This window comes from Teichococcus wenyumeiae (genome assembly GCF_003696345.1).
GTDB classification, from domain to species: Bacteria; Pseudomonadota; Alphaproteobacteria; order Acetobacterales; family Acetobacteraceae; genus Pseudoroseomonas; species Pseudoroseomonas wenyumeiae.
The window spans coordinates 873-8,168 of record NZ_RFLX01000077.1 but is presented as its reverse complement, the minus strand read 5'-3'; the positions used below and the strand labels follow the sequence as shown (position 1 = coordinate 8,168).

Genomic DNA, 7,296 nt, shown 5'->3' with positions numbered 1-7,296 from the left:
GCGGCCACAGCCCGCAGGACATATTCCTGGCCGGGTCATTTCTCGATGAAAACGCCGGGTCAGGTCTCAGCGAAAATCAACAGCTGAAAGACACGCGAGCGCAGAGAGGAAAGGCAGCGCCCAAACCCGGCCGGCCCAGGGAACAGGTGCCAAGAGCATCAGGTTGATCCAACGCAGGCCAGAAGCCTTCACGAAGTGGCCGTGGCTGGAGCGCACCGGGTCCCGGTAGATACCCATCGCTGCCATCCGATTGCCGCGGCGACGCTCAATCGTGCCGTCGATGCCCAGGACGACCGGCCCGTCCGGTGCAAAGGCCGCGATCAGGTGCGTTTATCTACGTGCCTTTGCAACTGGACCCGACCTGCGGGCCGGGCTCAGCAGATGGATCAGATACTACCATGCCCAGCCGCCCCATTCCGCCCTGGCCAGGCAAACACCCGATGAGGCACACGGGGCAGCCGGGCTGACCAGGATCAGAGCCCTCTCCGAACTTGTGAGTTCAAGCGACCGGCGGCAGGTGCTCGATCAGCTTGTCCAGCGTGATCGGATAGTCGCGCACCCGCACGCCGGTCGCGTTGTAGATCGCGTTCGCTACAGCGGCGCCCACGCCACAGAGGCCGAGTTCACCGACGCCCTTCGCCTTCATGGGAGAGGAGATCGGGTCCACCTCGTCAAGGAAGACGACTTCCTGGTGCGGTATGTCGGCGTGGACCGGCACTTCGTAGCCCGCTAGGTCGTGGTTGACGAAGAAGCCGTGACGCGTGTCTACCTCCAGCGCCTCGAAAAGCGCCGCACCGACGCCCATGGTCATGGCGCCGATCACTTGGCTGCGTGCGGATTTCGGGTTCAGGATGCGGCCGGCGGCGCAGACGGCAAGCATCCGGCGCACGCGCGTCTCGCCGGTATAGGCGTCTACGGCCACCTCCACGAAGTGGCCGGCGAAGGTAGATTGCTGGTACTTTTTGGAGAGGTCGCCGTACTCGATCTGGTCCTCGGCCGAGAGAGGGCCGTCGGTAGCCGCCTGGGCCAGGGGGGCGCTGCGGTTGCCAGAGCGCACCTGGCTGTCGGCGAAGACGACGTCGGCGGAGTTGAAGCCGAGCTTCTGGGTGACGGCGTCGCGCAGCTTCACGCAGGCGGCATAGACGCCGGCGGTGGAGTTGTTGGCGCCGAACTGGCCGCCGGAGCCGGCCGAGGAAGGAAAATCGGAATCGCCAAGGCGGACGACAATCTTGTCCATCGGCAAACCCATCATCTCCGCCGCGGTCTGGGCGATGATGGTGTAGCTGCCGGTGCCGATGTCTGTCATGTCAGTCTCGACCGTTACGACACCCTGGCCGTCCAGCCGCACGCGGGCGCCGGACTTCACCAGAAGGTTGTTGCGGAAGCCCGCGGCCATGCCGTGGCCGATCAGCCAGCGGCCCTCGCGCTTCCCGCCGGGCCTGGTGTTGCGGTTGGCCCAGCCGAAGCGCTCAGCGCCTTGGCGCAGGCACTGGATGAGCTGGCGCTGCGAGAAGGGGCGGCCTGGCTTCTCCGGATCCTCCTGCGTGTCGTTCAAGATGCGGAACTCGACGGGGTCGATGCCGAGCTTCTCAGCCATTTCGTCCATCGCGATCTCCAGCACCATCATGCCCGGTGCCTCGCCGGGGGCGCGCATCGAGTTGCCCTCGGGCAGGTCCAGCTCCGCCAGCCGCATGGAGGTCAGGCGGTTGGCGCCGGCGTAGAGCAGCTTCGTCTGCGACACCGCCGTCTCTGGCTTGCCGCCCTTGAGGTTGCCCGAGGTGCTTTCATGCGCGATGGCCGTGAGCTTGCCGTCGCGCGTGGCGCCGAGGCGAACGCGCTGGATCGTCGCTGGGCGGTGCGTGGTGTTGTTGGCGACGAGAGGACGCGTGAGGGCGACCTTAACCGGCCGCCCCACCGCCTTGGCTGCAAGCGCGGCCAGTACGGCGTCCGCGCGGAGGAAGAGCTTCCCGCCGAAGCCGCCGCCGATATAAGGGCTGTCCATCCGGACGTTCTCGGGCTTGAGGCCGAGCGTCTTAGCGATATCCGCCTTGCCCCAGGTGATCATCTGGCTCGACGTCCAGACGGTGAGCTTCTCGCCCTCCCATGCGGCGGTGGAGGCGTGCGGCTCCATCATCGCGTGGCTCTCGTCGGGGGTGGTGTAGGTCTCGTCGAGCTTGACGGGCGCGTCCGCGAAGGCGCCGTCGAAGTCGCCGACGCGGTCGATCGGCGAAGCGCTGCTGCCCTCCTGACTGTCGCCGCCCACCAGCGGGGCGGCACCAGCGGCCGCGGCGAGGTCGAAGCGGCCGGGCTCGCGGTCGTAATCCACCCTGAGCCGGGCGGCGGCGTCGCGGGCCTGCTCAAAGGTCTCGGCTACCACCACGGCGACGGCCTGGTGGTAATGCTGGATGTCGGGGCCGCCGAAGAGGCGGGCGACGTTGTGCGGACTTGTTTCCAGCGGGGGCATATCGAGCGTGGTGACCACGGCCAGCACGCCGGGTGCGACCTTGGCCGCAGAGGTGTCGATCAAACGGACGCGGCCCTTGCCGATGCCCGCGCCGACCACGAAGCCATAGGCGGCGTTCGGCGCGACGTCATGGCGCTCGTAGGCGTAGGGGGCGGTGCCTGTGGTCTTGAATCGGCCGTCGACGCGATCAAGCGGATGGCCTACGACCTTGAGCTGGTCAATCGGGTTCTGGGTGGCGGGGGTGTCGAACTTCATCGTCTCAGACCTTAGCCTCGGCCAGAACGGAGGCGAGCGTCCGTTCGGCGAGAGCAACCTTGAACGCGTTATCACGGGTGGGGCGGGCGTCGGCCATGATAGCGGCCATGGCGACCTTGGCGCCGCGGGGCAGCTCGGCTTCCGCTTTCTCGACGCGCCATGGCTTGTGGGCCACGCCGCCGAGGGCCACGCGGCCGGTGCCGTCCCGCTGCACGACGGCCGCGACCGAGACGAGGGCGAATGCGTAGGAGGCGCGGTCGCGCACCTTGCGGTAGATCTGCGCGCCGCCGGCGGGCGGGGGCAGGGTGACGGCGGTGATGATCTCGCCGCCCTCCAGCGCCGTCTCGATCTGCGGCGTGTCGCCGGGCAGACGGTAGAACTCCGCGATGGGGATGCGGCGCGTGCTTCCGTCCGGTTTCACCGTCTCCACAGTCGCGTCCAGGGCACGCATGGCGACAGCCATGTCGCTCGGGTGGGTCGCAATGCAGGAATTGCTGGCGCCGACCACAGCCAGGGCTCGGGTGACACCGCCGATGGCGGAGCAGCCGCTGCCGGGGGTGCGTTTGTTGCAGGGCTGGGCGGTGTCGTAGAAATAGGGGCAGCGGGTGCGCTGAAGCAGGTTGCCCGCTGTTGTCGCCTTGTTGCGGATCTGGCCAGAGGCGCCGGCCGAGATGGCGCGGGAGAGGACGGCATAATCGCGCCGTACGCGCTCATCCGAGGCAAGGTCCGTGTTGCGGACCAGGGCGCCGATCCGCAGCCCGCCTTCCGGTATCGCCTCGATCTTGTTGAGGGCGAGGGCGTTCACGTCGATCAGGTGCGCCGGCGTCTCAATCTGGAGCTTCATCAGGTCCAGGAGATTGGTGCCGCCCGCGATGAAGCGGGCGCCTGGGTTGCGTACGGCGGCGGAGGCGGCCTCGGCGGGGGTGCGGGCGCGCTCGTAAGTGAAGGGATTCATGCCTGCCTCCCCGCGACCTCGGTGATCGCTTCCACGATGTTGGAGTAGGCGCCGCAGCGACAGATGTTGCCGCTCATGCGCTCGCGGATCTCGTCCACCGTGAGCTGCGGGCGGGCGGCAAGGTCGGCGGTGACGTGGCTGGGGATACCGTCCTTGATCTCCTGCAGCATGGCGACGGAGGCGCAGATCTGACCAGGGGTACAGTAGCCGCACTGGTAGCCATCGTGCTTCACGAAGGCAGCCTGCATCGGATGCAGGTTGTCGGGGGTCCCGAGTCCCTCGATCGTCGTGACCTCGTTGCCCTCGTGCATCACGGCCAGCGTGAGGCAGGAATAGACGCGGCGGCCGTCCACCATAACCGTGCAGGCGCCGCACTGGCCGTGGTCGCAGCCCTTCTTACTACCGGTGAGGTGCAGGTGCTCCCGCAGCGCGTCCAGCAGCGTGGTGCGCGTGTCCAGCTCCAGCGCGGCCGGCTTGCCGTTCACGGTGAGGGAGACTTTGGCGGCCACTGGCGCGGTGGGTGGGTTAGGAGCGGGGGCCTGGGCTTTGGTCGCTGTAGGGAGAACGGGTACGGCGGCCGCCGTTACCGCGCCAACCAGGAGGACGCGTCTTGATGATTCGAAGTCACCGGGTTTTTGCATGGTTCGACTCGTCTTTGTCTGACGGTAGAACGGCTGGCCGGATATCGGGTTACCATGAGAAAGCAGGACAGACAGAGCGTCTCGCCAGAAGGTGCGGCGAGGCCGGTCAGGTCACGGCCGACGTGAACTGTCCCGGTTTTGGAGTGCTGGTCCCTGGCCGGAGAGAGGAAGAATTTCTTCTTCTCTTTGGACTTCCCACCATCGTCTTCTTCTTCAAGTTGGAAGCTTTGACGGCCAGTGAGCGCTTCGGGTCGATGACCAAAGGGTAGGGAAGCCGATCGGGCCGACCAGGATGTCGATCGGTTCTGTTACGAACGGCAGGTCGGCCGAAGTGGGGTAGAACGACGTTGGGCAGTTGAGCGGGAATGACATGATGGAGGCGAGATAGGGCCTGCCTTTCAAGGGGCGACACTTCACGTCCAAGGTGATCCTGTCGGCACTATGTGGATTTCGCTGAGATCTGATGGGGTGGATGCCCGCTCCCGACGGCATCGTCATTGCCAGAGTGATGTTGGCGAAAATGTCACGGAAAGGAGAAGGCATCCGTGGATGACGTTACCATTCTGGGGCTGGATCTCGCAAAGCGGGTTTTTCAGGTCCACGGCGCCCGACGCGACGGGAGCGTTGTCTTCCGGAAGAAGCTGTCACGGGGTCAGCTGATCAACTTCTTGGTGAAGGTGCCGCCCTGCATTGTCGCTATGGAGGCCTGTGCAACGGCTCATGTCTGGGCACGGGAGACCGGCGCACTGGGCCACGAGGTTCGGCTGGTTGCGCCCGCGTATGTGAAGCCTTTTGTCAAGCGGCAGAAGAACGATCCCGCTGATGCCGAAGCCATCGTCGAGGCCGCGAGCCGCCCGACCATGCGGTTCGTGGATCCGAAGACGGAACACCGGCAGCTCGAGCGATGGTCTTCAGAACGCGCGATATGTTCGTGCGTCAGTGGACGCAGATGGTTAGCGCCCTCCGGGCTCATCTCGCGGAACATGGGGTGATCGCGCCAAAGGGTCTTGCCAACGTGTCCGAACTCGGCCGCCCCGTTGAGGCAGCGGAAACGGAGCTCGACAAGCTGGTCGTGGAGATGGCTTGCATCTACCTCGACCAGATCGCGCAGATTTCTCATCGTATAGCAGAGCTGGAAAAGACGCTTCGGAAAGAAGCCGACCATTCCGCTCGAACGGAACGCATGATGACCATGCCGGGGGTCAGACCGGTAACGGCGATGGCGGTCGAGGCATTTGCGCCATCCCTTTCGGTATTCCGACGGGGCCGCGACCTTGCTGCGTGGCTTGGGCTCGTGCCGAAGCAGAATTCGACAGGCGGCAAGCAGGTTCTCGGACATACTTCGAAGATGGGCAGCGGGATATCCGACGTCTGATCATCATAGGGGCCATGTCCGTTGTCTGCTGGTTCAACCGAAGTACCCCCGATGTCGATACCTGGCTGGGGCGCCTCCTGCGCCGCAAACCTCGTCAGGTTGCGGCCATAGCTCTGGCAAACAAGATGGCTGGGTCCCTCTGGGCCATGGAGACAAGGCAGGAGGTCTTTAGAGATCTGCGTGCGGTTGCTGCCTGAGTAGGGAGTGGTCGCTGGACGCGGTACGTCGGTGTGTGAGGAGATCGTCGAACAGTAAGGACCAAGATCAGAAAGACTGGGTCTGGAAACGCATCCGGGTCAGAGAACCTCGAGTTCGCAGATCTGATCTGCACCAGATCCGTGCAGCCCATACCGGCTAGCGGTCATCTTCAGACTGCATCCAAAGGCCTGATACATGACCGCATCCGATCACACGCTTCTGCTGCTCGACTTATCTACTTGCACGAACGCGGGCATCCATACATGACCCGGCGTTGGAGTGAACCCCTGCGGCTGGACCACTTGGCGCTCCGGAACTAATACACTGGCTGGACAGTTCTTTCAGATTTCGCGCCAATCAGCGCGGCGCGATCCGAAGTACGCAGTCAAGCTATGCTGCTTGCAGGATGGCGAGCAGCACGTTTGCACGGCGGAGATGAAGCAAGCGACGACGGCTGGCGGAGACGTGCTGGTTGTGGCGGGTGCGGAGACGGAGAAATGCACGGAGTTCATCGTATCCTCGACAGAACCGCTCCGCCGCACCGAATTCCTTGAACCCTCGCATACATCGGATCCGGCCTTTGATGCCCCGGTGGTCTTGTTCAAGCCTGTTGTTCTTGAATGCGCTGGTCCGGTGCTTCACGTCTTGACCCAGCGTGGAGCGGATCGCGCGTGGATAGGAACCGTGCCCGTCCGTGGTGACGCGATCAGGCGTCGTGCCAGTGGCCGACTTGGCCGAACGGAAGAAGGCCTTGGCGGCCGCCATGTCCCGGTGCTCGCTGAGCATGGTGTCTACCAGGTCGCCGTTGCGGTCGATCGCCCGGTAGAGGTAGCACCAGTAGCCTCGGACCCTCAGATATGTTTCATCGACGTGCCACAAGCGCCGTCCGGCTCCACCCTTGCCACGACGGCGCTGCCGAAGTTCGGTGGTGAGGACGGGGGTGAGCTTCGCTTCCCAGTCCCGTACTGCCTCGTGGCTGAAGATGATCCGCGTTCGAGGAACATCTCGCTGAGGTCCTTGAGCGTGAGCCGGTAGCGCAGGCGCCAAAGCACCACGAGTGCGATGACGTCACTCGGATACTGGGTCCGGTTCAGTAGCCCGCCGCTGCGCTCGTTGAACTGCCGGCCACAGTTGTGGCAGCGAAAGCGCCGGTAGCCCTGCGCCGTGCGGTCCCGCCGCTCCGAAGTGGCCGCGGAGCCGCAGTCGATGCATTCCATCCTGGGCTCCAAGCGGCCTTGATCCAGCCCGGAGCCTACACGCGGCCAACCAAGCCCGCTACCAGGGATGGCCCCCGGATTTCGGACAGTTCGATAAGCTCGGTTCGGCCTGAGAAGGACGGACCTGATGACGGGTAAGCGGACGCGGTATTCGGCCGAGTTTAAGGTCAAGGTAGCGCTGGAGGCAGTGT

At 64.7% G+C, this 7,296-nt stretch carries 4 protein-coding genes and 2 pseudogenes; 2 read left to right on the top strand and 4 right to left on the bottom strand.

The window, feature by feature from the left end; all coding sequences use genetic code 11:
* Positions 1-325: 325 nt before the first annotated feature.
* Positions 326-457 (top strand): annotated as a pseudogene (locus EBE87_RS30140) (integrase core domain-containing protein); the annotation flags it as partial.
* Positions 458-499: 42 nt separating this feature from the next.
* Here EBE87_RS30140 and paoC read toward each other — a convergent pair.
* From paoC to paoA, 3 genes are read right to left on the bottom strand one after another with little or no spacing between them, the layout of a single operon-like run.
* Positions 500-2,719 carry an aldehyde oxidoreductase molybdenum-binding subunit PaoC gene (paoC, locus tag EBE87_RS27010; protein WP_120640780.1) on the bottom strand — a complete coding sequence of 740 codons (2,220 nt, stop codon included), beginning with the start codon at positions 2,717-2,719 and terminating at the stop codon, positions 500-502.
* Positions 2,720-2,723: 4 nt separating this feature from the next.
* Positions 2,724-3,674, bottom strand: coding sequence for an FAD binding domain-containing protein (locus EBE87_RS27005; protein WP_120640779.1), 951 nt, complete (start codon positions 3,672-3,674; stop codon positions 2,724-2,726).
* Positions 3,671-4,315, bottom strand: coding sequence for an aldehyde dehydrogenase iron-sulfur subunit PaoA (gene paoA / locus EBE87_RS27000; RefSeq protein ID WP_120640778.1), 645 nt, complete (start codon positions 4,313-4,315; stop codon positions 3,671-3,673). Before paoA ends, EBE87_RS27005 begins: the two co-directional genes overlap by 4 nt.
* 545 nt (positions 4,316-4,860) lie before the next feature.
* Here paoA and EBE87_RS26995 point away from each other — a divergent pair.
* Positions 4,861-5,887, top strand: a pseudogene (locus EBE87_RS26995) (IS110 family RNA-guided transposase).
* A 391-nt stretch (positions 5,888-6,278) separates the two neighbouring features.
* On the opposite strand, the gene EBE87_RS26990 reads toward EBE87_RS26995, so the two are convergent.
* Positions 6,279-6,935, bottom strand: a complete 657-nt coding sequence (locus EBE87_RS26990; RefSeq protein WP_199726527.1) for an IS6 family transposase — start codon at positions 6,933-6,935, stop codon at positions 6,279-6,281.
* Between the last annotated feature and the right edge of the window lie 361 nt (positions 6,936-7,296).